Here is a 23,625-nt window from a genome sequence, read left to right as displayed (position 1 = left end):
CGTGACCCGCGATGAGCGCCGGTCAATCCGCCAGATACTCGAACACCTCATCCCAGAACGGGGCCTCCTCCACGTACGCGTCGAAGGCGATCATCCTTTCGCGCAGCTCCTCGACGGCCGTGGCGCGGGCGTCCTCGTCCTCCAGCGCGTCGATGGCCTCCGCCCGCTCGGCGAGCAGCCCGAGCAGAACGGCCAGCGAGTGCAGTGAAGAGGCCACCGTGCCCTTGTAGCCCTGCCCGTGGTCCCAGCCGTTCGGGTCGTAGTGATCGATGTCGCCGGCCGCCGCGTCGAGCATCAGCATGTCCTCGTAGTGGAGGCAGAAGCAGAAGCAGAAGTTCTCCGGTGGGGAGTGGTCGTCGGGGCGGCGCCTCCCGTACACCTCGTCGGCGTCGAAGGTGTGACGTCGCTGGGGGTCCCGCAGATGGGTCGAGTCGAAGCCGATGAGGCCGATCTCGACGGCGGGGAACCCGACCGTGGTCAGGAACTCCCGCGACTCCTGGTGGGCCAGCTCGGCCGGAAGGTCGGCCTCGTCCGGCCGCCACAGGGACCCCGCGCCGAACCGGGCCTCCAGCCAGGCGGCGTCCGGAACCGTGGGCGGAGGCGGAGTCCGCTCGGCTGTGGTCATGGCTGTGTCCCCTGAAGTCCGGTGTGCCGGTGGGCTGTTGTCGCCCGGCCCGGCCGATCGCTCACCCCCTCAGTCAACACCACGGGTACGACAACGGTCCGGCTATGCTCGCCGCATCGTTCCCCGCGCGTACGGCCGGGGCCGGGGGGAGAGACAGGGGAGACCGAGTGAGATCCGCCGAGGACGGACGGCTGATCGCCGAACGCTATCTGCTCCTGGACCGGCTCGGCCGGGGCGGCATGGGCACCGTCTGGCGTGCCCGGGACCGGGTGCTGGAGCGCGAGGTCGCCGTCAAGGAGTTACACGTCCACAGCGACGGCGACGAGCACCGCAGGCGGCTGCGCCGGGCGGTGCGGGAGGCGCGCACCGTCGCCCGGGTGCACCACCCCCATGTGATCGGGGTGCACGATCTGGTCGAGTACGACGGCCGGTTGTGGATCACGATGGAGCTGATCGACGGCCCGTCGCTGGACCGCCACCTCGCCGCCTCCGGTCCGCTGTCGCCGCAACAGACCGCCGCCCTCGGCCTCCAGCTGCTCAGCGCGCTGGAGGCCGTGCACGCGGTCGGGGCGCTGCACCGCGACATCAAACCCGCCAACGTCCTGCTGCGCCCGGACGGCAGCGCCGTCCTCACCGACTTCGGCATCGCCGCACTCGAAGGCGACGATTCGCTCACCACGGCCGGTGAACTCCTCGGCTCCATCGGCTACATGGCCCCCGAGCAGCTGACCGCCGACGAGGTCGGCCCGCCGTCCGACCTGTGGGCCCTGGGCGCGACCCTGTCCGCCGTCGCCTCCGGGGTGGCGCCGTTCCACCGCACCACCCAGGCCGCCGCGCTGCACGCGGTCACCTTCGCGGAACCGAACATCCCGGACCGGGTCGGCCCGCTGCGGCCCGTCGTCGAGGCACTGCTGCACAAGTCCCCGGACCAGCGGCCCTCCGTGGCCGAGGTGCGCGAGGCGCTGCGGAGCGTCGTGGACGGTTCCGACTCCGGCCCGGCCGTCCCGGCGCCCACCGGCGACGCGGGCATCCGCGCCGCGACGGTACGGGTGCCCCAGCCCCTGGCGGAGGCCGCGACGCAGACGAGCATGCGCGCCCTGGGCGCGGAGCCGACCCTCGTCGGCGCGGAGCCGACCGTCGTGGACCGCATACCCGCCTCGGCGCCCCCGCGCCGCAGGGTGAGGTGGTGGTGGCCGGTGGCGGCGGGGCTGGTGTCCGCCCTGGTCACCGGGGTCTTCCTGGTGGTGACGGACGCGCCCCCGTTCGGCTCCGGGAGCGCCGCGTCGGCCGATCAGCCCACCTCGGCCGCTCCGGCCGCCCCGGTCACCACGACCACGAAGCTGAGCGTCCAGTCGTCCGAGGGCTGGCAGCGCGCGACGCGGACCCCGCTCCGCAAGGGCGACGCGGTGACGGTGCGCTACTCCACCGGCACCTGGACGGTGGACTCCGGCTTCCTGCCGGAGGTGGGCCCCCTGGGGCATACAGCCGCCGCCGACGAATCCCTGCGGGGCGCCTGGAGCTGCAAGGTCGACTCCAAGTCCCGGTTCGCCACCCTCCTGGGCCGCTTCTCCGGGAACCCCAAGAGCCTCCCGAGCCACCGCGTGGGCCGCGAGTGGACGTTCCGGGCCGCCCGCGCGGGCACCCTGGAGCTGCGCATCAACGACGCCGACACCTGCCTGGACGACAACAAGGGCGCCATGGAAGTGAGCGTGATGGTCACTCGCTGAGGGGTCCCCTTGGCGTCCGTTCCCTGGTCACAGTCGTGTTAGCCGGAAGTTAGCGGGGCGGCAGTGGTGCGGTAGTGGCCCCGGCGAGAGTTGTTGTCGTACCGAACGGACCACGACACCGACCTCTCCGGGGGACCCGAAAATGCGCTCCAACACCACTGCCCGCACTGCCCGCCGTCGCACCCTCCGCGTCGCCGCCGCGGCCCTGACCGCGGCCGCCGCCCTGACCCTGACGGCCTGCAACGGCTCGGAGACCGGCGGCACGAAGTCCGCGGGCCAGGCCGACACGGCCCCGGCGGGGTCCGGCAGTTCCTCGGATTCCTCCGGCGGTGCGCAGGGTTCCGACACCAAGGCCGAGGAGGGCTCGGAGGCGGGCGCCACGGAGGAGCAGTCGGGCAGCGGGCAGGGCGCCGCCGAAGGCAGCGGCAGGGCGCACGCGGGCGTCGAGCGCTGCCGCACCGAAAACCTGGAAGCCGCCTTCGCCACGGGCGAGGACGCGCTCCCGGTCCCGGACGCGGGCGCGGACGGCGCGACGACCGCCACCATCGTCCTGATGAACAAGGGCACCAGCTCCTGCAAGCTCAGCGGCTTCCCCGGTGTGGACCTGACCTCGATCAACGGCGGTGAGCGCTGGTCCCTGCCCCGGTCCTCGCAGAAGGGGAGCCCCGTGGAGGTGGAGGCCGGCCAGAGCACCGAGTTCACCCTGAACCTCGCCTTCACCAAGGAGGAAGAGGGCTTCTACCAGCCGGCCTGGGTCGAGATCACTCCGCCCAACGAGACCGAGTCCCTCAAGATCGAGTGGCCCTGGGAGAACGACAGCCTCGTCGACCAGCGCGGCGCCACCCACCCCGGCACCTTCGTCAACCCCATCGGCTGACCAGCTCAGGTGGAGGTGCCGCTGATCGGCCCGGGGTAAGCACCGACCCGGCATTGCCAGGTGCCCGATTCATCAGGGCCTTCCCAGATGACTTCGTTCTGCGTCAGGCGAGGTCTGGCCGGCCGGTGACCACCGGGAACCACTGGAAGGCCCACGGAGCAGAGCTCGACGTACGCGTCCGGGATTCTGTCGGCGAGCCCTTCGATGTCGGACACCTGGCCTCCCTTTCAGGGGGAGTTCGCGGCCCACCGGACCCCCGCGTACGAGAATCCGGCGGGTCCGGAAGAGACGGTCTGGCCGGAGGTGGCGGCGGGCGCCCCGGCGTACCACCCGAATGGCTGCGCACCTCGGGCGGGCGGCGCGCCTGACGTCGACGATTGACCTTGCGATGTGCCCCTTCGTGGAGGTGAAGGTCATGCCGAAGTTCGTCGTGCTACTGAACTGGACCGAGCAGGGAGTCCGCGCCTACCGGGACACCTCGAAGCGCTACGAGGCGTTCAAGGCGGCGCTGGACAAGCAAGGGGTGAAGCTCCTCGACTTCTTCTGGACCGTCGGCCCGTACGACGTCGTCTACACCATCGAGGCACCCGACGACGAAACCGCCACCGCGGCATCCTTGCAGCTCAGCAGTTTGGGCAACGTCCGCACCACGACCCTGCGCGCCTTCGGCCGAGAGGAGATGGACGGCATCATCGCCAAGGCGGCGGCCTGACGATACGCCGGACCTCCGACGCCGGGGGCGCACGGCGGCAGGCCCCGCGGAGACGGGGGCCTGCCGACCGCTGCTGCCTACTTGCAGTAGATCGCGGGATTCGACTTACGAACGGACGTCCCCGCGCCGGCCCGCTTGACGCTGGCGTAGCTCGAGTACTTACCGCACGTGCCGACCTTGACGGTGACACTCACGGACCCGGCCTGGGTGGTCTTGCACTTGTTGGCCACCTCGATGTCGGGGTAGTAGGGGTGGGCCACCAGGAGGGATACGCACAGTTTCGTGCCCGCGGGCTGCGGGCCGAGCATGGTCGCCTTCGCGGTGACCTTCCCGGATTTGTACGTGGGTGCCTTTGCGGTGAGCCAGTCGGCAGCGGATGCCGATTGAGTTCCCCCGAATACCGCGAGTGACGCGACGACAGCCACGCCGATGGTCTTGAACTTCAAAATTGCTCCCCGTTTGAGCCTGATCGAAGTGATCGTGCTTGGCGGGAAAGCTAGCAGACGTCATGGGCGAAGTCAGGGTCTCGGCAAGGCAATTCCGCTTGGTCCTTGATGGTGGCGGTTGTGTGCCCACGAGGGCACTGAAGCGCAAAGGCATGACTTCGTCCGATATGGCGGGAGTCCGGCGTTCCCCGGGATTGAGTGGCGCAAACCCCTTGCGTCCGGCGAACAGGCGCGGGTAGAAAGTTCCGCGACCGCAACAGGCTCAGCCTGAAAAAATGAAAACGGGGGATTCTGAATGAGGAGCAAAGTCGGCTCCATCGCGGCCCTCGCCGCTGCCGTCATGGCCACAGGTGCCATGCTCGCGCCCGCCGCCGCTGCCGCGGACGACGACGTGAGCGTCAAGTACGTCTGCACCTCGAAGAATACGAGCACCACCGGGTATGCCAAGTGCGCCGACCTGGCGAAGCTCGACCGGTATCGAGCAAAGGTCACCTGCATCGACAGCCGGGGTGTGAAGGCCGTCTTCTACGGCCCGTGGAAGTCGGGAAAGAGCGGTGAGTGGTCCAAGCGCAAGTGCCCCGGTACGCAGGGCGGTGCGGTGGGCGTCTACAAGGCGGGCTACCAGGTCGAACTCTTCTGAGCCACGACCGAACGCCCATCACCACCGGCTTTCGCACATCAGGGGACACTGGCATGAATCGAAAGAAGTCTTTCCTCACCATCGCCGGACTGGCCATGAGCGCCAGTCTCATCACGCCGAACGCCATGGCGAATGACGGTGGCGATGTCTCGACCCGCTCCGCCGACTGCAATGCGTGGGCAAGGGGCGGCACCACCGGCTATTCGTACTGCTCGGGCCTGGGCCACCTCGGCGCGCACCGGGTGAAAATCATCTGCGTGGACTCCCGCGGCGTGGAGGTCACCTTCTACGGCCCCTGGGTCTCGAACGGCAAGACCTCGAAGCGGAAGTGTCCTGGCACGCAGGGCGGCGCGGTGGGGATTCTCCGCGTCGGTTCAGAGATCAGGGACTGACCGCCGAGCCCTGAAAGAAATGGCGGCGTCACCGAATTCACCCGGTGGCGCCGCTTTCGGCGTCCTGGGGGCGGCACCGCGACGACCGAGGACGTGACCAAGGCCTGATCGCCGCGCTGCACGCGTGATGTCGCTGTCAGGCCGGGGCCACGGCGCGGCCGGTCTGCGGTGAGATCATCCCGGCGCACAGGCCGCGACTGGCCAGCCCCTGCGCGATCCGGGGAATCGCGGCGCGCGTGTTGGCGGGCCAGTCGTGCATGAGGATGATCTGGCCGTTGGTGAGCCGGGCCGCGGCCTGCACGATCGCGTCCGTACTGGCGTTGTTCCAGTCCTGCGAGTCGACGTCCCAGATGATCTGGGTCAGGCCGTACTTGGCCGCGACCGACTTCACCGTCGCGTTGGTCTCGCCGTACGGCGGCCGGAACAGCTTCGGCGTGCCGCCGCCCGCGTTCGCGATGGCGGTTTGGGTCCGGGAGATCTCCGAGTCGATCTGCGCCTGACCGAGCTGGGTCAGATGCGGATGGGTGTAGCTGTGGTTGGCGACCCACATGCCCGCGGCGACCTGGGCCCGCACCTGGGACGGGTTGGCGGCGGCGTACTGGCCCTCGTTGAACATCGTGGCCCGCAGCCCGTTCTGCCTGAGCGCGTTGAGCAGGGCGGAGGTGCTGCCGGACGGGCCGTCGTCGAAGGTGAGCCCGACGTACCCGCTGCAGGCCGCCGCCCCGGCCTGCGCCGGGGTGGCGGCGTGGACGCTGAGGGTGCCCGCGGCGGCGGTCGCGACGACGGCCAGCCTCACGACCAGGGGACGTAACGGGCGACGCGTTCCGGTCCTCATCAGCCACCGCCCACGGTGATGTTGGAGCTGCCGCTGCTCCGATAGCCCTCGGTCGCGAGGATCATGTAGTACTTGAAGCTGCCCAGCGGCATCCCGGCGCGGGCCCAGGCGTCGAAGTGGTTGCCGGCCGTGATCGTCCCGCCCGTCCGCTTCGACTGCCGCACGCTCCAGTACTGGTCGAAGGTGCGTGTGCCTTCGACGGACGGTGCGTTGTACCGCGTCGTCTTGTAGATGTCGTACGTCCCGCCGTCGCTGGTGACGGTGCCCTTGTACGTCCCCGTGGGCCGGTACGTGCCCCAGTTGTCGACGATGTAGTACTCCACCAGCGGGTTCGACGTCCACCCGTAGAGCGCCAGGTAGGCGTTGCCGGACGGGTTGAACGTGCCCGAGTACGTCACGCTCCTGCGTCCGCCGTTGCTCCAGCCCTTGCCCGCGACGAAGTTCCCGGTGTTGCGCCACGATGTGCCGTAGCTGCCACCGGAGGCCAGGTTCATGGAGACGGTGCCTTGCGAGTCCGTCCAGAACGAGTAGTAGTAGCCGTTGTTGGTGCCGGTCTGGTTCGTGGTGATGACCGTGTCGGCGTGCGCGGTGCCGGGCAGCGCCATCGCGGCCACGGTGACCAGCACCGTCGTACAGGCGCTGCTGATGAGCAGCCTGAACCGGCCGAGCGCGCCTAAGCGACCGCGTCTGCCGGTTGTCGGGTGTGCGTGAGCGGGTGCGTCAGTCATGTGCGTGATTCCTCCTCGCCCTCATGAGGCCGGTGGGGAGACCATGCGGCGTTTGCCCCGCAGTTTTGAGCTGCCCACATCAACAGTCAACAGCATTCCGGAAAGAATCACGAAAACTTCCGAAGATTTACCGGTTGCCTCGGACGAGGCCGGAGAGACCCTCCGGCGTCGGCCATGCGCACTGTCTTGTCCATGGGTTCTCCGGTCCGGGGGTCGATGGGCTTGCCGAACCGCTGGAAAGCGGCTTGGCGGGTGACGCCGGGCAGGTCCCCGATCTCCTGCCAGGTGTGGCCGGCGTCCCGGCACTGCTGCACGCACAGCTTGAGCACCTGCTCCACACGTCGGCGCGCGGAACCGGCGCAGGTCAGGGGAGCGCGCTGGTCGTACGGCCACCCATGACGCGCAGAAGGTCGAGCTTCGCCGCGTGGCTGCTCCCCGTCGCCGCCGTGTAGGTCACCATGCGCAGGTCCGCACCCGGGACGATGAGGACGTCGCAGTCGAGCAGGATGTCGCCGACCTCCGGATGCCGGATCGTCTTCCGGTCGGCGGTGTGCTGGATGGCGGCCGTCCGCACGGCCCAATGGTGCGCGAAGGCGTCGGACCCGGCGCGCAGTTCCTTCACAAGACGACCGAGCTGGACGTCCCGGGGATAGCGGGACACGGCGTCCTTGAGGTCGGCGACGATCGACACCTCGAAGGCGTCCTGCCCGCGCTCGGGCTGGACGTGACGCATCGCGGCGTGCGCGGCGCCGCCGCCGAACAGGGCACGGGCGAGGTTGCGTTCGGAGGGCGGGAGCGCGGTGGGGTCGCCGTGCAGGGCGCACCACGTGGCGTTCCACCACACCAGGGTCCAGTCGGCGGCGAACACCCCGATCGGGACGTCGCCCAGCCGCCCGGCGAGCCGTTGGATTCCGGCGGGCACATGGGTGCTGACCGTCCCGTCCTGCGGCGGCAGGAGCCCGGCGCTCCGGTACAGCTGGTCGCGCTCGGCGCGGGAGAGCTGGAGGGCGCGGGCGAGGGCGCCGACGACCTGGGCCGAGGGGTTCTTGGCGCGTCCCTGCTCCAGCCGCAGCACGTAGTCGACCGAGAGCCCGGCCAGCTGCGCCAACTCCTCACGGCGCAGCCCCGGCGCACGACGGTCGGCCGTCACGGTGAAGCCCGCGTCGGCCGGGGAGAGCCGGTCGCGCCAGGTGCGCAGGAGTGTGGCGAAGTCGGAGCGCGAGAAACCCATGGGCTCATTCTCGCCACGCCGCGCCACATCAGCCTGGGTACTGCCGGTCCTAGTGACGGGCACGGCACTGGCCGACGGCGATGGTCGCGGCGAACGTGGGGACGGCCACAGGCGGAGCAACGAAAGGGCCTTCCATGGAGCACACCATCGTGATGACCGGCGCGAGCCGCGGGATCGGCCGCGTCGCCGCGGAGCAGATCCTGCGCCGGTCGCCGGACGCGCACCTCCTCGTCGTCACCCGCGGCTCGTCCGGCTCACGGCTCGCCACGGGCGGGCGTACCGTCTCGTACGTCCCGGCGGACCTCGGCTCGCTACGGAGCGTCCGCTCGGCCGCCACCGAGATCCGCGCCCGGCTCGACGAGGGTGAACTCCCGCCGCTGCGCGGCTTCGTGGGCAACGCGGGCGTGCAGTACGCCAACGCGCTGACCGAGGGACCCGACGGCCTCGAGTCCACCTTCACGGTCAATGTCCTCGCCAACCACCTCTTCGTCCGCCTGCTCCAGGACCGCTTCCTGCCTCAGGACCGCTTCCTTTCTCAGGACCGCTTCCTTTCTCAGGACAGCTTCCTTCCTCAGGAACGATTCGCCGCCCCCGCCCGGATCGTGATCACCGTCAGCGACACCCACTTCGGCGACCTCCGACACAACCTGGGCATGGTGCCCGGCCCGGACTGGAAGTCCCCGGACGTGCTGGCCCGTACCGGCGCCTTCCCCAGGCCGGACACCACCGCCGCCGGGCGCACCGCGTACTCGACGAGCAAGCTGGCCGCGATCTACCTCGTGCACGAGTACGCGCGCCGCCTCCCGGCCGGAATCGACGTCGTCGCCTACAACCCCGGATTCGTCCCCGGCACCGGCCTCGCCCGCAACGCGGACCCCGTCTCCCGCTTCGCGATGCGTCGCGTCCTGCCCGCGATGACCCTCACCCCGTTCGCCACCACCCGCGGCGCCGCGGGCCGCTACCTCGCCGACGTCGCCCTCGGTACGACCCGGGCGCCGACCGGGTCCTACGTCGACCGCGGCCGTGAGGCCCGGTCGTCGGAGGAGTCGTACGATCCGCGGCGCGAGGGCGAACTCTGGGACGCCGCCGAACGGTTCACGGCGCCCCCGCCTTGACCCTGCCGCAGGGGCAGCCCCGCAGCATGACCGGCATGACGACGAAAATGATCCACCACGACGGCGTCACGATCCCGATAACCCGCGGCGGCCGGGGACGCCCGCTGGTCCTGTGCCCCGGACTGATCTCGACCCAGGCCGACCTGCACGAGCTGACCGCGCTTCTTCGGCGCGACTACGAGGTGGTCACCTTCGACCTCAGGGGCCACGGCCTCGCCTCGGCCTCCGACCGGTACTCGTTCGACGCGTTCCTGAGCGACCTGGTCGCCGTACTGACGGCGCTCGACCTGCCCACGGCGCCCCTGCTCGTGGGCTACTCGCTGGGCGCGGACCTGGCCGTGCACTACGCCTCCGAGCGCCCCGGCGCCGTCGCGGGGCTCGTCCTCATCGACGGCGCGAACCCGCTGCCCGAACCGTTCATCACCGATGCCGACCTGGCGGAATTCCGCTCCCTGGCGGACGACCTGGCGCAACCGGTGCTGCTCACCGCACAAGACATCCACGACCTGAACCTGGAAATCGACGTGGTGCGATCGGCGATCCTCGACCGCTACCGGAAGATCGACCACCCCATCAGCCTGATCATGTCGACCAACATCGCCGGCGACAGCACCGAGGGCCGTGCGCCACGCCATAACCAGCTCTGGCGCGCGGGCGTCGAACGTCTCGTACGCGAACGACCGCACACCTCCACGGCCTGGCTCGACGCCGACCACCGCCTGGTCTTCACCCACGCCCCGCACATCGCGGAGATCATCCGTAACCTGCCGGGATGCTGACCATCGGGGAACTGGCCTCGTACGCCGGAGTCACGGTGCGCGCGGTGCGGCACTACCACGCCAAGGGGCTGCTCCCGGAACCGGAACGGGACCACTCCGGCTACCGCAGGTACGACGCGGGCGCCGTGGTCGAGCTGATCAAGATCCGCACCCTCGCCGGGGCCGGGGTCCCGCTGGCGCGCGTACGCGAACTCCTCCAGGCCGGCGAAGCGAACTTCGCCGCGGCGGTCACGGACATCGACGAACGGCTGCGCGAGGAGATCCAGGAGCGCCAACGCCACCGCGACCAGCTCGCCCGCCTGGCCGCCGGAGACAACCTGGCACTGCCCCAGGAGGTGGTCGCCTTCCTCGACCACCTCCGTGCTCTCGGCATCGACGAGCGGATCGTCCAGGCCGAACGAGACGGCTGGATCCCCCTGGCCGCACGCTCACCCGAACGCGTCCCGGAGTGGATGGCCCGCAAGCGGGCGCAGATCGCCGACCCGCGGTTCATCGGCTTCTACCGGACCCTGAGCCAGGCCCTCGACCACACCGCCGACGATCCACGCCTGACCGACCTGGCCGACGGCCTGGCCGGCTACTTCACGCAACTGGCCGACGAGCGGGGCGAACACTACGTCGACGACGCCGATCTCGAGCCCCCGCTCGTGGCGCTGATGGACACCCTGGCGTACGACACCGTGCCCCCGGCCCGCCGACTGATAGAGCTGCTGAGGGAACGGGGCTGGACGGGCTGGACCAAGCTCAAGCGCGTCCGGGGCCGGTAGTGTTCCTTTCCCTCGGGTCCCTGCCCATCCGGCGCAACAACCGGTTCTGGCGAGCGGCGTCGTGACGGAGAGGGGCCACGGGCGGCGCGAAGAACCGATGGGTCGTCCGGGCGGCGGTGGGAGTCTCGGGCAGTCCGGCGTAGATCTCCTCCAGATGGTCGTCGATCCACTCCACGAGATCCGGATGCAGTCGGTCGTCCGCGCCCAGGGCGCGTGCGAGATCCCAGGTGTGGATCACGCTGTCGGTGGTGCGCACGGCGAGGGCCTGTCGACCGGTAATCCGGCCCAGGGGGTAGTCGAGAACACGTTCCAAGGCACCCGGCCGGGCGAAGGCCGCGGCGCAATCCCGCATGGACCGAACGTACGCGCCGACCGGGTCGGCGCCCAGGGCGTCGGCGTCCCGCCGGCGCAGGAAGTCCTCGCCGGTGTCACCGTTCAGCAGTCCTGTGTAGCCGAGGTTGCCCCGGGCCATGTGATTGACCAGGTTGCGTACGTTCCACTCCGTGCAGGGCGTCGGCCAGGCCCACTGCTCGGCCCTCACGGCCCGCAACCGCTGCTCGAACTCGGCGCCGGCCAGCAGATACCGTTCGACGAGCGCTTCGGAAGAATCGTTCACACCCCACAGGCTGGCCGCCTGCCACCGCCCTGTCTGGCGGCTATCGGACGCCGCGCTACGGCGGGGGAGGGGCCGCTCGCTCGGCAGTGCGCCGCGCCCCCGACATTTCCGCGAGTCCGACGCGCCCCGCTGCGATGAGTTCCGGCCGGGTCGCGAGTCTCTTCTGGTGACCGTCGTAGAACGTCGTACGACGCTGCCAGGCACGAGACACCACGGAGGACACCATGACGACCGCACCGGACGCCCCGACCACCCCACAGCCCGGCCGCCCGCCCGTGGTCGACCTGGCCACCTGGCAGATCGCCCGTGACGAGCTGCTGGTCCGCGAGAAGGCCCACACCCGCGAGGGCGACGCCATCGCCGCGGCCCGCCGCCGGCTGCCGATGGTGGAGTTCGACGGGACGGTCCAGGTCGTCGGACCCGACGGCCCGGTCCCGTTCCTGAACCTGTTCCAGGGCCGCGACGAGCTCGTGGTCTACAAGCACATGTGGTACGACGACGCGCCGCACCAGGGGCAGTGCGAGGGCTGCACCACCACGGCCTGGCACCTGAAGGACGCCGTCTACCTGGGAGCCCGCGGCGTCTCGTTCGCCATCCTGACCCCGGGCCGGTGGGACGAAGTGGCCTCCTACGTCGCGTTCATGGGCTACACCCAGCCCTGGTACTCGGTGCGCGACGTGGACGCGCCGGTCGGCGGCGACATGGGTTACCTCACCTGCTTCCTGCGCGACGGCAACCGCGTGTTCCTCACCTACTCCACGACGGGCCGTGGCAACGAGCGGGTCAACGGGTCCTTGGGCCTGCTCGACATGACGCCCTACGGCCGCGGCGAGGCGTGGGAGGACAACCCCGAGGGCTGGCCCGAGGGGCGCGGCCCGTGCTGGTCCTGGCGCTCGGACGCGAACGGGAACGCCACCTGGGGCCCGACCAGCCGCCCCGTGCCACAGTGGACCCGCCCCGGCGCGACCCCCGTGGAGACCCTCGGCCGCCACGGCCACCACCACTGAAGCGCCTTCGCCGACGCGTTGGCAAAGGGGGTGCGTGTCGTCCTGACACAGCCGCCGAGGGGCACGTCTCGTCGTATCAGCTTCCGAGTATGTCGATGAGATGGTCGTCCAGGTCCGCGACGAACCTCTCGTGCCGCCAGGGCCGCAGTGCTTTGCGCGCCTGGCGCAGTCGAAGCGCAGGCACGCGCCCGCCGGTGTCGGCGGCGGTGTCGACGCAGTCGTGCAGGAGGTCGACGGCCCGCTCCGGCGCTTCGAGCCGGATGCAAGCCAGAGCCTGATCGGTTGAGACGATGATCCGCTGTACCCGTTCACGTGGCGTTCTCAGGGCCTTCGCGCTCCTGGCGAAGACCTCGTGGGCGACTGCCGCGTCCCCTACGTACAGCTCGCACAAGCCCTCGAAGCCCCGCAGGTGATCAGCGCTGAAGCTCGTAGGCGCCGGATCGCCGTCCATGTCGCGTTCGACGTCGTACCAGGCGAGCGCCAGCGATGTCTGCGCATGCCGCTCGGCGTCCGAACGGGCGGCGATCTCGGCCTGCAGGGCATGGGCTCGGGCCCGTACGCGAATGCTGTCGCCCGTGCGGGCATCGCGTACCGCGGCCTCGACCAGCCCACGAGCAACGTCGATGCCGGGGGCCGAGTGCAGCGTGACCAGGGCGTGGCTCATGTGAACGATGGCTCGGCGCCATGTGGTGTCGAGCAGCCCTGCCGCGTCCGTCGCGGCCGCGTACAGAGCGCGGGACGTCTGGTCGTCATGGGTCTCGAATGCCAACCGCCCGGCGAGGGTGTACGCCTCAGTGGCGACCGTGCGTAACCCGGGCAGCAGCGGTTCGGGCACGCCGCCCGCCACTAGCCGTCGGCAGGACTCGGTCACGGGAGCGAGCAGGAGTTGCAGCCGAGGAAAGGGGAGTGATCCTACTTGCGCGTTGACGTCTTCGACTGCCGTCCGCAGGCCGTGGAGGAGCGTGTCATCGGCGAGTGCCGGATCGGCGAGCGCGGCTGTCATGGACACCCGGGTGGTGGGCCCGAGCAGGGCGAGGAGACCGGACCCGTCATCGGCTGCCGTGTGGACCAGGAGGGTGCGTAGTTCGTGTATCCGGGCCTCTGCTTCGCCCAGGTGCGCGAGGGCGTCGAGCAGCTCGGCGAAGTCGCTTCCAGGTCCGAGTGAGAAGTGACCGTCAGCGCTGCGGGCATAGAGGTGCGCGAGCCGGAGCTGGTACCGGTCACTGGGCAGGATGGGGCTCGTCGTGCTCTCCCACCGGGCAACGGATCGCTGCACGCTCGGGACGGACGGGGCGAGGGGCTGGCCGAGACGGCGCGCCGTCGCCACGAGTGCCCGCGCGGTATCGGCCAGAGACCAGCCCCGCGCTTTTCGCAGAGACTTGAGGGCAGCAGCACCGAGGAGGGCTTCGCACGTGCTCATGCCCTCATCATGCCGATGACCCACGTCACACGGGCACGATCAGGTGTGGTTTCCCCTGTTCGGCACCGTAGTTGAGGGTCTGCCACGTACCCGCCGTCCCCTGATGCCCTAGGAGAGGGAACCCGATCACCATCTCGGAGTGATCGACCATCCACCGGTTCCGAGCGTGGAAGGCCGCGCTGCTCAGCTCTGCCGCACGCAGCTCGACCACCTCCGTGATGCGGCCACCGCTGCGGGTGATGGCCTGCTGCGCCTCAGGGGGCTGCTGCAGGACGGTGCCGGGGACGACGATGGTGATCTGCGCGTGGGTGTTCCCGGCCAGCCACAGCAGGGACAGGCTGTCGATGCCCTTGGCGCCGCCGATGTAGAAGCGCGTCTCGGTGTCGGCGAACGGGGCGAGGTAGCTGGTGAACAGCTCGGCATAGCCGTCGAGATCGCGATGCCCCGTCGATCGGGTACCAGTGATGGTCACAGCTCGAGTCATGATCCACTCCGTGTCATAGGTTGTCATATCCCGCTACGCCTGCCGTTGCGGTGACATCGATGCATGGACACATCCAGCTATCGCGACCTCGCGGACCACAGCACGTCTCCGGGAGCAGTGAGATGACGACCGGAACTGTTCCATGGCCGCCACCGCGCGGCAGCGACGTCGAGATGGTCAAGGTCGGCCCGCACTGGGATGTGCTGCGCGCCCCGCTGAAATCGGTGAACGGGCGCTGGAGCTACTCGGCGACACGTCCGGGGCCGTCATCGCCGATTACGGCCTGATGTACTGGCTCATCCCCAGCGGCGAAGCCCAGCACTGGAGACATCTCCATACGGGGGTCCATGCCCTGGGCGCGCAGGGCGCCGAGGTCACCTATGTCGGCGTACCGCCCGCACACTGGAGGAGCGGCCCACGCCTGCACCGGCGGGTTCCGGTGGGGCCCGACCGATACCTCACCGACTCAACCCGGCTCCGCGAGGCTGTCGTGCGGGCGGTTGCCGCTGAACTGGCCGAGGAGGCGACGGCCCGGTGACGCCCCAGGTCTGCGCCCGCTGCCAGACGACCACCAGCCAGCCGGTCGTGGTCGCGATCGAGCACGGAGCCAGCGTCGGCGGCCGCACCCTCTACGCCTGCCCGGGCCCGCGCGCCGACAGCTTCCCGAAGCAGCGCGACCCGTTCGAGCACAGCTTCCCCGTCAGGCGGCAGCGATGACCGCCCACCAGCAGCTCGCCACGACCGCGGCCGACCTGGACCCGGCTGCGCTCACCCACCAGCAGCTCCAGGGCTGGACCTGTGCACTCTGCGGCGCCCACCTCACCACCGGTCGGCCGCTGGGCACCGTCACCATCGACCACGGGACGATCCGCGTCACGTACGAGGTGTGGGCCTGCCACCCCACCTGCGCGTACGCCCCGCCCACCCCGAGTCGACGCCCTGGGGCGCGTTCCTCGACCACGCCGTGGCCTGCGCCGACTGCCGGGCGGACCAGCGATGCGCCGCCGGGAACGGGCTGCACCACGCGGTGCGGGTGTGCATCGCCACCGCAGCCCCGCCCCGGACGCGCGCTTGGACGGCTGGCGCCCTCCGCCCTGAGCATCCCGGTCGCGGTCGGCTGCCAGCACTCGCACGATGGTGGGCCGATCGCCATCGTTCCCAAGCCATCTGACGTCGTTTCCCCTGCCCAGCCGCGTGGTCGCTGATTGCTCGACCCGGCTTATGGCCTTCTGTTCCGGACAGTCCGCTCACGCATTGCATGGGGGCCAATCGTCGCTCGCGTACGCACAGTTCACACTCGTGTACGGTGCCGTGAGTATCCGTTGTGGCTCTGCGGGGAGGGCGGGGGAACGTTGGATCTCCGGCATCAGACGTCGAACTTCGTCAACGCCTCCTGGTCGATGGTGCGGCTGCGTGATCTGATCTTCGAGATGCTGAGTCTGCTCTTCACCGAACTCAGCGAGCACGGCGGGATGGCGGGTGACGACGAGGCGGGACGGGCCTTTGCCGCCGTGTACAAGGAGGCCGTGAAGGCGGTCTTCGATAAGTCCGGCTTTGCCCATCAGGTGATGGCCAACGGCGCCGGGGCCCTAGTCAAAGCGTCCGAGGAGTTCCTGAAGCACGAGAGCAAGACAGCCGCAGAGCTCCTCGGCAAGAGCCCTCAGGACCCGGGGATCGGTGACCAGCCATCCGGACCCGACTGCAACCCACGTGCCAGCCACAACGCCGAGGACTTGCCCGACGTGGTCGGCGAAACCAGCGGCGCCGACCAGTACTTCTTCAACGAGCGCTTCCTCGGCCAGCCGGACAAACTCCGCGCCGTCGCCAAGACCTGGCGCAGCGCCGCCAAGATCCTCGAAGACGCCTACTGGGACTCCGACACCGCCTGGAAGACCGCCAACCTCGACCAGGTCGGCGAGACCGCCGACGCGGTGGAGGACTTCTTCAAGAAGTTCGTCGGCAAGGCCGCGCCGCCGAGCGAGGTGGGAGCGGACGAGACGCTCATGGCGAATCTTCCCACCGCTTGCAAGATGCTCGCCAACGCTTGCGACGCTTACGCCGGTCACATAGAGGCCGCCAAGGAGCGTCGGGCCATGGAATCCATGCCCCTCACCGGAGAGCCTCTCTGGCCCTGGGAACAGCCCAGGTTCGGAGGGGACGGCCACGACGGCGGCCTTCACGAGGCCATTGCCGGCGACACGCGGATCGCCGCCCTCGGCAAGATCCCCGCCGCCCTGGACACTTCCAAGTCCAGGGTGAAGATGCCGCAGCCCGACAACGACAGCCTCGTGCCACCTGGTCTGCCGCCGTTCCTGGCTCCGCTGATCCGCGTCCCGACCATGGTCCCGGTCGGCTACCGCCCTTCCCAGGGCGGCCCGCGCGTCCAGCCGATTCCCCCGGGCACGCCGCCCGACCCCCGCTTTCCGCCTCTCACGCCCGGGGAGCAGAAGAAGTTCCAGACCTGGCTGAGCTCGCTGCGCCCGGGCGAAGTCTCGGGCGGCAAGCCGGCGGAGGTGGCCTACCAGAAGCGCGTGTCCGGCTCCCCGGAGTACGAGGTCCCCATCCCGCCCGGCCACAGCGTAGGGAACACGCTGATGGTGGATGGTTTCCGTGATCTCGACGGGATGGCCGTCGAGGCGAAGTATGTCCACAAGCCGAACCAGCGCTGCTACCGCTCGCTCGACGAACTCCGCGAGAACCATGAGAAGGGGAAGAAGGACTTCCTCTACTACAAGGACCGCAACGAGCTGAAGAAGTACGCTGCCGCGCTCGACGACCCGAGGAACACGGAGATGCGAGGGGTCGAAACGGTCACCAACAACCAGGATTCGGTCCAGTACTGGCGCGTCATGATGGCCGCCTACGGTGTCAAAGGCCACGCCCGCTACGTACCCTGACCACCGCTGCCCCGCCGCACAGGAAGCACAGCGCCACGATGGAACCGGAAGAGATCGCCGAACTCCGCACCATGTACATCTTCAGCCCGCCGGAGGGGCAGAGCTGGGGCCTGACCTACGAGGTCCTGGAGGCCCTGCTGCTCGAGCGCGACGCCGAGGCGTTCATTCGCGTCGACGATGGCTCCGACGGCCCGGTCAGCGGATCGTCCATGCACTTCGGGATCACCCTGGACGACGAAGAGCTTGAGGGTATGGCCCTGCTGTCCCCCGAGGGTCTGTCCGTTATGGACTGCACTGTGCACACAGCGGCCGCCTTCGCCATCTGGCTCTCGAACAACGTGGTGCCGACGGGAAAGGCCGTCACCTTCAACACGGAATGGGGTCTGGAAGCCGAGCTGCCGGACACCCTCGTTCCAGAGGCGCCCCGTCCGCGGATCGCGGCCGCGTTCATGGAGCACCTCAAGGACACTGGAGGGCTTGACTGATCCCGGAGATCGGTAGCCTCCCCGCACGGTCGACGAGCCGTTCGCCGGTCATGGTGAGCGGGCGGCACGGCGGCACGTGCTGCCGCGAGGGCCAGCTGGTTGGCGAGGTCGCCGCCGCCAAGACGAGATCAATGCCGCTCTCGGCTGCGAAGCGCCCGATCTCGCGGTGTGCTTCGACTGCCTCGCCGCCCAGCTCCAGCATCTCTCCGAGTACGGCGATCCTCCGGCCGCCTGCGGCCTCGGTGATCCCACCGTTACCCCGCGCAAGCTGCGGCATACGGCGGCTTCGCCGGCCATCACCAGCGGCGCGGACCTCAACGGCCTACAGACGATGCTGGGCCACGATTCCGCGACGCTGACCCTGGACACCTACGGGCACTTCTTCCCGGACCGGCTGGACGAGGTCTCGAAGAAGATGCACAAACGCCGCTCCAAGCAACTGGCCAAGGCGAAGGCCAAGCTGGAGAAGGCGGAGAAGAGGGCCCGAAAGGCTGCCGAGGCCGTGGCCGTCCTGGAGGGTCCCACGGCGTGATGTGTGCCTTATGCGTGCTGTGTATGACAGCAGGGGTCGCTTCGGCGGCGCGGCGGAACGCCCCCTGCTTCCGGGCTGCTAGGGCAGGTCTCGGCGGACCAACGCCTGAGCGAATGGTTCTCCGGTGGCCCGGGCGTGGGCCATCCGCTCGCGCACCTCGCTGAGGGTGCGCGGGCGGTAGCCGGGGCCGCCGCAGCAGCTCTTGTGGAAGCGCACACCGGCGTGCAGCAGCACGGAGAGGGTGCGCCAGGCGGCGGTGTCCCGCCTCTTGGGCGCCGCGAAGGCGGAGCCGACGTGGATCAGTGGTTCGGCGCAGCGTGGACAGACCCGGTCGTGGTCGTGGTAGCCGGGGTAGGGCTGCTTGTACGAGGCCCGGCAGGGCAGGCAAACGTACGAGGTCTTTCCATGGGCCATGCGGGAAGGGTAGAGCCGCCACAGGGTCGGGCTCGACAGATTTCCGGCTTGCTGCGGAGGCTCTTCAGCAAGGGTGGGGCGGCGACGGCCGACCGTACTTGCTTCTACTCGCGGCCGCGAAGTTCTGCGTCGATGGCGTCAGCAGCATCCCCGGCGGCCAGCTCGCTGATCTCCCTGGGGGCCTCGCGGTCGTCATACACGAAGAGTCTTGCGTCGACGACGTGGCTTCGGTTGCCAGCCGAGACGGCGGCCCGCCTCGCGTGCAGCACGATGGACATCCTTCAGTTCGCCCATCTCCTCAGGATCGCCACTGCTCAGGATCAGATGCCCGTGGTAGCCCTGGTAGCGAGGCTTCAGGGAAGCTCGCATCAGGCCCTCCAAGCGGTCGACCAGCTTCTCGTACCGGCGCCGGGCCAGCTCGTCCTTCGCGGGCATATCGCACAGCGCCCCACCGCTGCTCGCAGCAGCATATGTGTGCTGCGAGTACGAAGGCCCTCCCGCCCGTTGGACGGAAGGGCCTCTGACCAGGCGTTTTCGCTGGTGCCCCCGGCAGGATTCGAACCTGCGACACCCGCTTTAGGAGTTTTCCCTGGGCGGGGCTGTGACCTGCGGAAACGTCGTCCATGGTGTGTCTGGCCTGGGAAAACACCCCTCCGTAGTTCTCACGTGTTCACGGGGTTTCCCGGCCTCATGTGTGCTGAATCCGTTCTGCCAGCAACTTCTGACGGGCTGCGGTATGCGCCCCGGCTGGTCACCGTTCGGCTTGCAGCCCCGGGAACAAGGTGCGAGCGCGGTGGGGGTCGGGAGCGATAAAGACTCCGTCGGCCGTGACGAGGTTCGTGCCAGGGTCTGTCCGGGTGGTGATCGACCCGCTCACGAAGATCTTGCGGTCGTCCGTGCCGGTGACGCGGGCGAGGATCCGCAGGGGTGTTTCCAGTGGGACCGGGCGGTGGTAGCGCATCTGGAGGGAGACGGTCAGGCCCGGCATCCCGGCTGCTGCGCAGGCACGGCCCATGAGTTCGTCCAGGAGCATGGCGCTCATGCCGCCGTGGCCGTAGCCGGGCGGGCCTTCGTGGGCGATGCCGAGCGTGCAGTGACCCACCAGGCCGTCGGCGGTGGGCGTCACCCGCACGGGCGGGGCCAGTGGGCTGCCGACCCCGGTGACAGGGCTGTACATGCGTGCGCCCGAGGGAAACTCGTCCACCTCGGGGATCTCCGCCCGCGAGCGCCGGCGCCCCGTCAACTGGCCGGTGACGTGACGGACGCCGTCCGCCACGCGGTGGAGGGTGTCCGGGGAGGCGGCGGTGCGGACGGTGGCTTCCACCAGGGCGCGCAGTTCGTGGCCGAGGCGGGTGATGGCCGCCTTCTGGTGTTCCAGTTCCTCTACCTCGTCTGTCGCTCGCGTGGGGTCGGTGGCCATGCCGGTGGGCGGCGGGTCGGTGAGGGAAGTGTGCATCGGGTTTCTCGGTGCGGTGGGCTGGTGGGGTGCGGGCCGGGTGGTGTCAGTCATCGGCCCGGACGAAGACCGGCTTCAGGTGCTTCTCCGGCAGTGCGGTCGGCAGGTCCTCCCAGTCGATGACGTGGGAGACGACCTTCTCGGGGGCGACCTTGCCGGAGGCGGCGAGTTCGAGGGCGTCGGGGATGTGGGCGCGGACGTTGTCGCGGGCGATGCGCAGGGTGACGCCGTTGAGGTACATGTCGAGCAGGGGCAGTTCGCCGGGGCGGAAGTGGTTGCCTGCCGACTCGCAGATCCCTTCCGGAGTCAGGGACTTGACGGTCAGGGCGAGCTGGTCGACGCGTCCGGTGGCCTCGACGGCGATGTCGTAGCCCTGGGGGATCGGGTCCAGGGTCTCGGCGGTGGCGGCCCCGAAGGCGCGGGCCAGGGTGCGGTGTTCGGGGTCGGGGTCGACGTAGAGCACGTCGGAGGCGCCGAGGGCGCGGGCGATGTCGCACACGTACAGGCCGATGCTGCCCCGGGCGACGACCAGAACGCGTGCTCCGGGCCGGGCCTTGAGGTGGGGGGCGACCAGGCGCCAGGCCAGGGACCAGTTGTCGCTGGCCGAGGCCATGGCGACCGGGTCGAGGCCGGCCGGTAGCGGGACGAGCATGGCGTCGGCGTAGGGCACGCGGACCAGGTCGGAGAAGAGCCCGCCCCAACTGCCGCCGATCGGTGCGCCGTACATCGCCATGTAGGGCACGGCGGTGCAGTGCGCGGTCAGCCCGGCCCGGCAGCGCTCGCAGGCGCCGCAGTTGATGGACCAGGGAACGACGACCAGGTCGCCGGGAATGACGGTGGTCACGGCGTCGCCTGTCTCGACGACCCGGGCGACGCACTCGTGGCCCAGGGCGAACGGCGGATCGATGAAGCCGTGACCGGCCAGGATGGAGGAGTCCACGTCGCAGGAGGTGGCAGCCACCGGGGCGACGATCGCCTCCCCGCCGGACTGGAGTTTCGGGTCAGGTGCCTCGCGCCACTCGACGGTGCGCTTGGCGATGTAGATCAGTTCACGCATCGATCGTGCCCGCCTTGTCCCGCTGAGCCAGGGCGACGAGGTCGGCGTAGCGGACGACGGAGCCGCCAGCGCCCCAGGTGCCCTCGGGCTGCTCGTGCACCAGGACCCACACCCGCAGGGCCTCGTCCGGGCCGAGGCCGGCCGCGGCCAGAACCGTCTTCGTCGCCTCCTCGACCAGGCCCGCCTTGCGGCGCTCGGACAGGGCCCCGTGAGGGACGGTGACCTCCACCAGGAAGCGCGGCTCGTCGTCCTCGGCCGTGGTCTGGGCGCCTGCCGGAAGTTCGGTGAGGTAGCTCCACGCCTGGGCGCGGAAGAACGCCGTGTCGGGTGCGCCCTCCCAGCGCAGCAGCACCGCCGCGAGGTCACGCTGGATGCTCTGGCGGCCTTGTGCGGTCAGGGCGCCGGCCGGGGCCGTGAGCCGGATCATCGGCATGGGCATACCTCTCTTCGTTTCGTTCGACTCTTCGCTCGACGACTCAGTCCTATGACAGTCGTTATAAGCGAAGGTCACGCTAGACTATGACGGTCGTTATATCCAGTGCGGTCAGAAGGGATCGTGTACGTGACCAAGCCCAGCCCGGCGGCGCGCGAGCGGATCGTGGCCGGCGCGGCCGACATGATCAGCCGGCGCGGTCTGAACGCGACGAGCATCCGCGAGATGGCCAAGCACGCCAGGGCGCCGCTCGGCTCGACGTACCACTACTTCCCTGAAGGCAAGCAGCAGTTGGCCACCGAGGCCGTCCGCTACACGGGCGAGTGGGTCGCGCGCCGTCTGCGCAAGGAGCTGGAGGCGGGGCCGGTCTCCGGACTGCGGGCGTTCCTCGCCCTGTGGCGCAAGATCGTCGTCGACAGTGACTTCAGGGCGGGCTGTCCGGTTCTCGCCGTCTCCATCGAAGAGCCGCCCACCGACGAGACACCCCCCGCCGTGGTAGCCGCCGCCGACGTCTTCACTGCATGGGAGAGCCTGCTGTCCGCTTCGCTGCGGGAGCACGGCGCCGAGCGCGAGCAGGCGGCACAGCTCGCCACCCTCGCCGTCGCCGCTGTAGAGGGGACCGTGGCCATGTGCCGCGCCAAGCGCAGCATCGAGCCCCTCGACCGCACCGCGGAGCAACTGCAGGCGCTGATCCTCGCCACGATCAAGGGCTGAGTCGGCCCGCGCTGACCGAGTCGGCCTGCGCTCGACGTCTTGGACTTCAGGTACCCAGCGCTGCGCGGACGGCCTCAACCCTCTCCTCCGTGAACACCCCGCTGTCCAGGAGCGGGAGGACGGACAGTACGCCCCCGGACGAGCCCCAGCTGCCCTCGTCGATCACGCGGAAGTTGACCCACCACGTCGGTGCCGGCTTCTGCAGTCCGCAGGCCGCCGCCAGTGCGGCCAGGGCACGTTCGATGACCTGGGCTCGTACGTCCGGCTGCCAGGCGGCGTCCATGACCGCGATGTCGATCACCATCACGTCGAGTTCCTGGTCGGCGTCCGAAAGCAGCCGTCCGCCGATCGCCATCATGTCCTGCTCGCGCTCGACGAAGTGCACCTGGAACCCGACGCGGGCGGCCGGAGCCGGCTGTCCGACCTCGGGCACCAGCACCGCGTCCGTCAGCGTCTCGGCCAGCTCACGGCGCTGCTCCAGGCCCAGCCGCCCCTTCGGGGCGTTCACGGTAATGATCGTCACAACATCCTCCTATGACAGTCGTTATAGACGCTGGCAGACTACACCCGTCTATAACGACTGTCATAAACGGCGGTGTGAGCGTTCAGTCGGAGATCACGGCGGTGCGGTGGATCCACTCGCTGCCCTGTGCCGCCTTGTGCAGGAAGGCGGCCACGTCCGCGCGGCTGATCGTCGGGTTGCCTTTCATCGGCAGCCGGTCGTCCGCCCGGTAGGTGCCCTTGGCGGGGCCGTGGGTCAGCCTGGTGGGGTACACGACGGTCCAGTCCAGTCCGCTGGAGCGGATGCTCTCGTCCGCGATCGCCTTGTCGGCGTAGATCGACCGCAGCAGCGTGCCGTAGATCAGCTTCTGCGCGCTGCTCGACCAGCCGAAGGTGTGGCCGACACCGAACGAGGACAGCCACACCAGACGGGAGACACCCGCTTCTCCGGCCGCGCCGATCACCGCCATAGAGGCGCGAGTGAAGAGGCCGTCGGCGCGTACCGAATTGCCCCTGCCGAGCGCGGAGACGATCGCGTCGTGCCCGGCTGCCGCGGAGGCGAGGTCGCGGTGCGAGGTGGCGTCGCCGGTAACCGTTGTGACCTGCTCGGCCAGGTCACCCAGGGCCGCCGGATTGCGGACGAAGGCCGTGACCGAGTCGCCGGATCGCACGGCCAGGTCGACGACATGACGACCGGTGGGACCGGTCGCACCGAGGATCAGCAGCTTCATGATG

At 69.6% G+C, this 23,625-nt stretch carries 31 protein-coding genes; 15 read left to right on the top strand and 16 right to left on the bottom strand.

Annotated elements, in window-relative coordinates; all coding sequences use genetic code 11:
• Positions 1 to 22 precede the first annotated feature (22 nt).
• The gene (locus tag ACFZCY_RS11900) at positions 23 to 625 is read right to left on the bottom strand and encodes an SUKH-4 family immunity protein (RefSeq protein WP_391171496.1); all 603 of its coding nucleotides are present in this window, start codon (positions 623 to 625) and stop codon (positions 23 to 25) included.
• Between the two features lie 167 nt (positions 626 to 792).
• On the opposite strand from ACFZCY_RS11900, the gene ACFZCY_RS11895 reads away from it, so the two are divergent.
• Positions 793 to 2,352 (top strand): protein kinase, encoded by a 1,560-nt coding sequence (locus ACFZCY_RS11895; RefSeq protein WP_391171494.1) that lies wholly within the window; start codon positions 793 to 795, stop codon positions 2,350 to 2,352.
• 142 nt (positions 2,353 to 2,494) lie between these two features.
• Complete coding sequence (locus tag ACFZCY_RS11890; RefSeq protein WP_391171492.1) at positions 2,495 to 3,229, top strand: DUF4232 domain-containing protein; 735 nt, start codon at positions 2,495 to 2,497, stop codon at positions 3,227 to 3,229.
• A 5-nt stretch (positions 3,230 to 3,234) separates the two neighbouring features.
• On the opposite strand, the gene ACFZCY_RS11885 is transcribed toward ACFZCY_RS11890, so the two are convergent.
• A complete protein-coding gene (locus ACFZCY_RS11885) occupies positions 3,235 to 3,444 on the bottom strand; it encodes a hypothetical protein (RefSeq protein WP_391171490.1) in 210 nt (69 codons plus the stop codon).
• Positions 3,445 to 3,644: 200 nt separating this feature from the next.
• On the opposite strand from ACFZCY_RS11885, the gene ACFZCY_RS11880 reads away from it, so the two are divergent.
• Entirely contained in the window at positions 3,645 to 3,941 is a 297-nt protein-coding gene (locus ACFZCY_RS11880) for a GYD domain-containing protein (protein ID WP_391171488.1), read from the top strand.
• A gap of 77 nt (positions 3,942 to 4,018) precedes the next feature.
• Here the strand turns inward: ACFZCY_RS11880 and ACFZCY_RS11875 are convergent, their stop codons facing one another.
• Positions 4,019 to 4,387 carry a hypothetical protein gene (locus tag ACFZCY_RS11875; RefSeq protein ID WP_391171486.1) on the bottom strand — a complete coding sequence of 123 codons (369 nt, stop codon included), beginning with the start codon at positions 4,385 to 4,387 and terminating at the stop codon, positions 4,019 to 4,021.
• Between the two features lie 295 nt (positions 4,388 to 4,682).
• Here ACFZCY_RS11875 and ACFZCY_RS11870 point away from each other — a divergent pair, with 295 nt between their 5' ends.
• Both ACFZCY_RS11870 and ACFZCY_RS11865 read left to right on the top strand, forming a co-directional pair.
• A complete protein-coding gene (locus tag ACFZCY_RS11870; protein WP_391171484.1) occupies positions 4,683 to 5,027 on the top strand; it encodes a hypothetical protein in 345 nt (114 codons plus the stop codon).
• A gap of 53 nt (positions 5,028 to 5,080) precedes the next feature.
• On the top strand, positions 5,081 to 5,419 hold the full coding sequence (locus tag ACFZCY_RS11865) for a hypothetical protein (protein ID WP_391171482.1): 339 nt from the start codon (positions 5,081 to 5,083) through the stop codon (positions 5,417 to 5,419).
• 136 nt (positions 5,420 to 5,555) lie between these two features.
• Here the strand turns inward: ACFZCY_RS11865 and ACFZCY_RS11860 are convergent, their stop codons facing one another.
• The 3 genes from ACFZCY_RS11860 to ACFZCY_RS11850 form a co-directional block, all read right to left on the bottom strand.
• Positions 5,556 to 6,254: a polysaccharide deacetylase family protein gene (locus ACFZCY_RS11860; protein ID WP_391171480.1), complete on the bottom strand. Its 699-nt coding sequence runs from the start codon at positions 6,252 to 6,254 to the stop codon at positions 5,556 to 5,558.
• Positions 6,254 to 6,982, bottom strand: coding sequence for a glycoside hydrolase family 11 protein (locus tag ACFZCY_RS11855; RefSeq protein ID WP_391171478.1), 729 nt, complete (start codon positions 6,980 to 6,982; stop codon positions 6,254 to 6,256). Before ACFZCY_RS11855 ends, ACFZCY_RS11860 begins: the two co-directional genes overlap by 1 nt.
• A gap of 364 nt (positions 6,983 to 7,346) precedes the next feature.
• Positions 7,347 to 8,213: a helix-turn-helix domain-containing protein gene (locus tag ACFZCY_RS11850; RefSeq protein WP_391171476.1), complete on the bottom strand. Its 867-nt coding sequence runs from the start codon at positions 8,211 to 8,213 to the stop codon at positions 7,347 to 7,349.
• Between the two features lie 134 nt (positions 8,214 to 8,347).
• Between ACFZCY_RS11850 and ACFZCY_RS11845 the strand changes: the two genes are divergently transcribed.
• Genes ACFZCY_RS11845 through ACFZCY_RS11835 form a run of 3 tightly spaced genes read left to right on the top strand, consistent with a single transcriptional unit; the run spans position 8,348 to position 10,874 of the window.
• Positions 8,348 to 9,328, top strand: a complete 981-nt coding sequence (locus ACFZCY_RS11845) for an SDR family NAD(P)-dependent oxidoreductase (protein ID WP_391171474.1) — start codon at positions 8,348 to 8,350, stop codon at positions 9,326 to 9,328.
• Positions 9,329 to 9,363: 35 nt separating this feature from the next.
• Positions 9,364 to 10,107 (top strand): alpha/beta fold hydrolase, encoded by a 744-nt coding sequence (locus ACFZCY_RS11840; protein WP_391171472.1) that lies wholly within the window; start codon positions 9,364 to 9,366, stop codon positions 10,105 to 10,107.
• Entirely contained in the window at positions 10,101 to 10,874 is a 774-nt protein-coding gene (locus tag ACFZCY_RS11835; RefSeq protein WP_391171470.1) for a MerR family DNA-binding transcriptional regulator, read from the top strand. Before ACFZCY_RS11840 ends, ACFZCY_RS11835 begins: the two co-directional genes overlap by 7 nt.
• Here the strand turns inward: ACFZCY_RS11835 and ACFZCY_RS11830 are convergent.
• Complete coding sequence (locus ACFZCY_RS11830; protein WP_391171468.1) at positions 10,852 to 11,490, bottom strand: TIGR03086 family metal-binding protein; 639 nt, start codon at positions 11,488 to 11,490, stop codon at positions 10,852 to 10,854. The genes ACFZCY_RS11835 and ACFZCY_RS11830 overlap by 23 nt on opposite strands.
• Before the next feature lie 224 nt (positions 11,491 to 11,714).
• Between ACFZCY_RS11830 and ACFZCY_RS11825 the strand changes: the two genes are divergently transcribed.
• On the top strand, positions 11,715 to 12,497 hold the full coding sequence (locus tag ACFZCY_RS11825; protein WP_391171466.1) for a DUF899 family protein: 783 nt from the start codon (positions 11,715 to 11,717) through the stop codon (positions 12,495 to 12,497).
• A 76-nt stretch (positions 12,498 to 12,573) separates the two neighbouring features.
• Here the strand turns inward: ACFZCY_RS11825 and ACFZCY_RS11820 are convergent, their stop codons facing one another.
• Together ACFZCY_RS11820 and ACFZCY_RS11815 are read right to left on the bottom strand one after the other, a co-directional pair.
• Complete coding sequence (locus tag ACFZCY_RS11820; protein WP_391171464.1) at positions 12,574 to 13,917, bottom strand: hypothetical protein; 1,344 nt, start codon at positions 13,915 to 13,917, stop codon at positions 12,574 to 12,576.
• Positions 13,918 to 13,942: 25 nt separating this feature from the next.
• Positions 13,943 to 14,401 (bottom strand): hypothetical protein, encoded by a 459-nt coding sequence (locus tag ACFZCY_RS11815; protein ID WP_391171462.1) that lies wholly within the window; start codon positions 14,399 to 14,401, stop codon positions 13,943 to 13,945.
• Positions 14,402 to 14,543: 142 nt separating this feature from the next.
• Here ACFZCY_RS11815 and ACFZCY_RS11810 point away from each other — a divergent pair, with 142 nt between their 5' ends.
• The 5 genes from ACFZCY_RS11810 (at position 14,544) to ACFZCY_RS11790 (ending at position 18,315) form a co-directional block, all read left to right on the top strand.
• The gene (locus ACFZCY_RS11810; RefSeq protein WP_391171460.1) at positions 14,544 to 14,939 is read left to right on the top strand and encodes a hypothetical protein; all 396 of its coding nucleotides are present in this window, start codon (positions 14,544 to 14,546) and stop codon (positions 14,937 to 14,939) included.
• A complete protein-coding gene (locus ACFZCY_RS11805; RefSeq protein WP_391171458.1) occupies positions 14,936 to 15,118 on the top strand; it encodes a hypothetical protein in 183 nt (60 codons plus the stop codon). Before ACFZCY_RS11810 ends, ACFZCY_RS11805 begins: the two co-directional genes overlap by 4 nt.
• Before the next feature lie 683 nt (positions 15,119 to 15,801).
• Positions 15,802 to 17,298, top strand: a complete 1,497-nt coding sequence (locus ACFZCY_RS11800) for a restriction endonuclease fold toxin-2 domain-containing protein (protein ID WP_391171456.1) — start codon at positions 15,802 to 15,804, stop codon at positions 17,296 to 17,298.
• 38 nt (positions 17,299 to 17,336) lie between these two features.
• Positions 17,337 to 17,783, top strand: coding sequence for a hypothetical protein (locus ACFZCY_RS11795; RefSeq protein ID WP_391171454.1), 447 nt, complete (start codon positions 17,337 to 17,339; stop codon positions 17,781 to 17,783).
• Between the two features lie 166 nt (positions 17,784 to 17,949).
• Positions 17,950 to 18,315, top strand: coding sequence for a tyrosine-type recombinase/integrase (locus tag ACFZCY_RS11790; RefSeq protein WP_391171452.1), 366 nt, complete (start codon positions 17,950 to 17,952; stop codon positions 18,313 to 18,315).
• 78 nt (positions 18,316 to 18,393) lie between these two features.
• Here ACFZCY_RS11790 and ACFZCY_RS11785 read toward each other — a convergent pair whose 3' ends face one another.
• The 5 genes from ACFZCY_RS11785 to ACFZCY_RS11765 all read right to left on the bottom strand — a co-directional run bounded on the left by ACFZCY_RS11785 (position 18,394) and on the right by ACFZCY_RS11765 (position 21,675).
• The gene (locus tag ACFZCY_RS11785; RefSeq protein ID WP_361485191.1) at positions 18,394 to 18,729 is read right to left on the bottom strand and encodes a deoxyxylulose-5-phosphate synthase; all 336 of its coding nucleotides are present in this window, start codon (positions 18,727 to 18,729) and stop codon (positions 18,394 to 18,396) included.
• A gap of 192 nt (positions 18,730 to 18,921) precedes the next feature.
• Positions 18,922 to 19,164 (bottom strand): hypothetical protein, encoded by a 243-nt coding sequence (locus tag ACFZCY_RS11780; RefSeq protein ID WP_391171450.1) that lies wholly within the window; start codon positions 19,162 to 19,164, stop codon positions 18,922 to 18,924.
• 316 nt (positions 19,165 to 19,480) lie between these two features.
• Positions 19,481 to 20,239, bottom strand: coding sequence for a hotdog domain-containing protein (locus ACFZCY_RS11775; RefSeq protein WP_391171447.1), 759 nt, complete (start codon positions 20,237 to 20,239; stop codon positions 19,481 to 19,483).
• Positions 20,232 to 21,242, bottom strand: a complete 1,011-nt coding sequence (locus tag ACFZCY_RS11770; RefSeq protein ID WP_391171445.1) for an alcohol dehydrogenase catalytic domain-containing protein — start codon at positions 21,240 to 21,242, stop codon at positions 20,232 to 20,234. Before ACFZCY_RS11770 ends, ACFZCY_RS11775 begins: the two co-directional genes overlap by 8 nt.
• Positions 21,235 to 21,675, bottom strand: a complete 441-nt coding sequence (locus ACFZCY_RS11765; protein ID WP_391171443.1) for a tautomerase family protein — start codon at positions 21,673 to 21,675, stop codon at positions 21,235 to 21,237. Before ACFZCY_RS11765 ends, ACFZCY_RS11770 begins: the two co-directional genes overlap by 8 nt.
• 129 nt (positions 21,676 to 21,804) lie before the next feature.
• Here ACFZCY_RS11765 and ACFZCY_RS11760 point away from each other — a divergent pair, with 129 nt between their 5' ends.
• Positions 21,805 to 22,389, top strand: coding sequence for a TetR family transcriptional regulator C-terminal domain-containing protein (locus tag ACFZCY_RS11760; RefSeq protein WP_391171441.1), 585 nt, complete (start codon positions 21,805 to 21,807; stop codon positions 22,387 to 22,389).
• Positions 22,390 to 22,435: 46 nt separating this feature from the next.
• On the opposite strand, the gene ACFZCY_RS11755 is transcribed toward ACFZCY_RS11760, so the two are convergent.
• The gene (locus ACFZCY_RS11755) at positions 22,436 to 22,912 is read right to left on the bottom strand and encodes a 4-oxalocrotonate tautomerase family protein (protein ID WP_391171439.1); all 477 of its coding nucleotides are present in this window, start codon (positions 22,910 to 22,912) and stop codon (positions 22,436 to 22,438) included.
• An 82-nt stretch (positions 22,913 to 22,994) separates the two neighbouring features.
• The gene (locus ACFZCY_RS11750) at positions 22,995 to 23,621 is read right to left on the bottom strand and encodes an NAD(P)-dependent oxidoreductase (RefSeq protein WP_306500873.1); all 627 of its coding nucleotides are present in this window, start codon (positions 23,619 to 23,621) and stop codon (positions 22,995 to 22,997) included.
• Positions 23,622 to 23,625 lie beyond the last annotated feature (4 nt).

This window comes from Streptomyces sp. NPDC007983 (genome assembly GCF_042958345.1).
Classification (GTDB): Bacteria; Actinomycetota; Actinomycetes; order Streptomycetales; family Streptomycetaceae; genus Streptomyces.
This window is presented reverse-complemented; position numbering and strand designations above follow the sequence as displayed.

Excerpts from the sequence above, each read along its gene's own strand:
- ACFZCY_RS11880 (WP_391171488.1), top strand. The coding sequence starts at position 3,645 with ATGCCGAAGTTCGTCGTGCTACTGAACTGGACCGAGCAGGGAGTCCGC.
- ACFZCY_RS11870 (WP_391171484.1), top strand. The coding sequence starts at position 4,683 with ATGAGGAGCAAAGTCGGCTCCATCGCGGCCCTCGCCGCTGCCGTCATG.
- ACFZCY_RS11890 (WP_391171492.1), top strand. The coding sequence starts at position 2,495 with ATGCGCTCCAACACCACTGCCCGCACTGCCCGCCGTCGCACCCTCCGC.
- ACFZCY_RS11840 (WP_391171472.1), top strand. The coding sequence starts at position 9,364 with ATGACGACGAAAATGATCCACCACGACGGCGTCACGATCCCGATAACC.
- ACFZCY_RS11750 (WP_306500873.1), bottom strand. The coding sequence starts at position 23,621 with ATGAAGCTGCTGATCCTCGGTGCGACCGGTCCCACCGGTCGTCATGTC.
- ACFZCY_RS11770 (WP_391171445.1), bottom strand. The coding sequence starts at position 21,242 with ATGCGTGAACTGATCTACATCGCCAAGCGCACCGTCGAGTGGCGCGAG.
- ACFZCY_RS11820 (WP_391171464.1), bottom strand. The coding sequence starts at position 13,917 with ATGAGCACGTGCGAAGCCCTCCTCGGTGCTGCTGCCCTCAAGTCTCTG.
- ACFZCY_RS11775 (WP_391171447.1), bottom strand. The coding sequence starts at position 20,239 with ATGACTGACACCACCCGGCCCGCACCCCACCAGCCCACCGCACCGAGA.
- ACFZCY_RS11815 (WP_391171462.1), bottom strand. The coding sequence starts at position 14,401 with ATGACTCGAGCTGTGACCATCACTGGTACCCGATCGACGGGGCATCGC.
- ACFZCY_RS11850 (WP_391171476.1), bottom strand. The coding sequence starts at position 8,213 with ATGGGTTTCTCGCGCTCCGACTTCGCCACACTCCTGCGCACCTGGCGC.
- ACFZCY_RS11765 (WP_391171443.1), bottom strand. The coding sequence starts at position 21,675 with ATGCCGATGATCCGGCTCACGGCCCCGGCCGGCGCCCTGACCGCACAA.
- ACFZCY_RS11785 (WP_361485191.1), bottom strand. The coding sequence starts at position 18,729 with ATGGCCCATGGAAAGACCTCGTACGTTTGCCTGCCCTGCCGGGCCTCG.
- ACFZCY_RS11855 (WP_391171478.1), bottom strand. The coding sequence starts at position 6,982 with ATGACTGACGCACCCGCTCACGCACACCCGACAACCGGCAGACGCGGT.
- ACFZCY_RS11795 (WP_391171454.1), top strand. The coding sequence starts at position 17,337 with ATGGAACCGGAAGAGATCGCCGAACTCCGCACCATGTACATCTTCAGC.
- ACFZCY_RS11780 (WP_391171450.1), bottom strand. The coding sequence starts at position 19,164 with ATGCCCGCGAAGGACGAGCTGGCCCGGCGCCGGTACGAGAAGCTGGTC.
- ACFZCY_RS11800 (WP_391171456.1), top strand. The coding sequence starts at position 15,802 with ATGGTGCGGCTGCGTGATCTGATCTTCGAGATGCTGAGTCTGCTCTTC.
- ACFZCY_RS11865 (WP_391171482.1), top strand. The coding sequence starts at position 5,081 with ATGAATCGAAAGAAGTCTTTCCTCACCATCGCCGGACTGGCCATGAGC.
- ACFZCY_RS11845 (WP_391171474.1), top strand. The coding sequence starts at position 8,348 with ATGGAGCACACCATCGTGATGACCGGCGCGAGCCGCGGGATCGGCCGC.
- ACFZCY_RS11900 (WP_391171496.1), bottom strand. The coding sequence starts at position 625 with ATGACCACAGCCGAGCGGACTCCGCCTCCGCCCACGGTTCCGGACGCC.
- ACFZCY_RS11860 (WP_391171480.1), bottom strand. The coding sequence starts at position 6,254 with ATGAGGACCGGAACGCGTCGCCCGTTACGTCCCCTGGTCGTGAGGCTG.
- ACFZCY_RS11835 (WP_391171470.1), top strand. The coding sequence starts at position 10,101 with ATGCTGACCATCGGGGAACTGGCCTCGTACGCCGGAGTCACGGTGCGC.
- ACFZCY_RS11810 (WP_391171460.1), top strand. The coding sequence starts at position 14,544 with ATGGCCGCCACCGCGCGGCAGCGACGTCGAGATGGTCAAGGTCGGCCC.
- ACFZCY_RS11825 (WP_391171466.1), top strand. The coding sequence starts at position 11,715 with ATGACGACCGCACCGGACGCCCCGACCACCCCACAGCCCGGCCGCCCG.